General features: G+C 47.5%; 1 protein-coding gene. It reads left to right on the top strand.

Annotated features, from left to right (window positions below; all coding sequences use genetic code 11):
• Positions 1–369 precede the first annotated feature (369 nt).
• Positions 370–612 carry a TraR/DksA family transcriptional regulator gene (locus ACYVJM_RS32015; RefSeq protein ID WP_461152194.1) on the top strand — a complete coding sequence of 81 codons (243 nt, stop codon included), beginning with the start codon at positions 370–372 and terminating at the stop codon, positions 610–612.
• The last annotated feature ends 992 nt before the right edge of the window (positions 613–1,604 follow it).

Raw genomic sequence — 1,604 nt, 5'->3', positions numbered from 1 at the left:
GGTTGGTTTGTCCGGGTTCATAAGCAGGTGCTATCTAGTCAGACTAACCTCGTTCAACCTATATGGTTTAGACAATCCGGGTTTCGGCTGACGGGTATTTACTCGTCGTTCGGCTAAGCGGAGTCGGTTGATGATCAGCGAGCCGGATCGCGTTTTTTGTTACCTTCTAACTTCTCTTTAGCCGCGTAAACTCGCGGCGGCTGGCTCAATTGATAGCGAAATTCAGCCTTATTAATTGAATGGGAAATCCAGGTATAACTAGTTGTAATTCAGCATATTGTTTATAGGAATAATCCGCCTTGGTAACCCGATCAAGGCACTATTCCGCCTGGTTCGGGGTTATACTAGTAGCCATAAGATACCCATTCTATGTACTGTGTTCGATGTGGTAATTTGATTCCCGAAGCCCGGCTGAAAGCACTGCCAACGGCCAAAACCTGTGTCCATTGTTCATCAGCGCAACGGGTAGCAGGCTTCCCCCTGATTACTGGGAAAACCGAGTATTCGGCCCTCCAGATAGTCTCACAAGCTGATGCCCAACAGCTGCATAAAATGGGAGCCCGACGAGGCACCGGTGCCTCTACCTATATGAAGCGCGAGAAGCGAAACTAGGGTCAGCTAGTTGAACACTGGTTTTGCGCTTGATCCAGCCTACTGTCGGCTAACTCCTCAACGAGTTGGCCGTTTTTTTTGGATTCGATTGAAGTCGAAAGATACAAACGCTCATATGATTAGGTCGCTGTACGGCAGCTGACCGCACGGTGGCCCCGATTGGTATTGCCACTGCCATTGGCTCACAGGCCAACCTTGTGCAGACGAAACGTAAGAAACGGATACGTCTTGGTGAGCCATAAAGGCGGGTCTGGGCTTCTTCTAGGCTCAATTCTTCCGCTGAATCCGTTACAGGCAACAGCGCTCCGTTTGTTTCGGCAAACGCCTTTACCGGGATCCACTCACTTTGTACGGGTGTGAGAAACTGAACTTAGTGATAGACCATATCTGGTTAGCTTTAGGCACTCAAACGTACAACATCCTTAGTATATAGTATAAGCCTTGAACGACCACTCACAAGAGGTTTATCGTAGGGCTACTTCGTCGGCTCGACGGGTATACACGACTGACTCTAAAGGAGACTGGATGACCAAAAAGCCAGACGTTTATCTAAACCTGTTGTCGTCAGATTTCCCTAAATTCATTCGGATGCAATTTGGTATGTCTGCTGATTGTTAGATATATAGGAGGAAAAAAGTAAATTAGTAAACTAGTCAATGGGTAAACAAATTTACTAGTTTACTAACTCACTTTCTGTCGTTAGCTTTGCCCCTGTTATTGGGTTTATCGAGCCAATTACGGACGTTATATCTGCCGCCATTAAGTGGATGGGCTGCGATTTAAGAAATGGACCGTTGTCCGTAGCCGCTCCGTTTGTTATCGACCCGGCAGGCCCAGCCTGGGGGCTTCCTATCTCACCAATCGTACGTGGCTGTTGCACAACTCTGCCAGTGCCTAAAACTGCATGATAGATGGAGTTTTTGTACCTTCAGCTATCTATGCAAGGCAGAAAACACGACCGCGAAAAACTCATCACCTCTTTCCACCTTTCC

The sequence above is a fragment of the Spirosoma pulveris genome, from assembly GCF_054781875.1.
The sequence above is the reverse complement of the archived record's forward strand: the minus strand, read 5'-3'. Positions and strand labels throughout refer to the sequence as shown.

Bases quoted from the DNA above. Each gene is read 5' to 3' on its own strand.
- ACYVJM_RS32015 (WP_461152194.1), top strand. From the start codon at position 370: ATGTACTGTGTTCGATGTGGTAATTTGATTCCCGAAGCCCGGCTGAAA.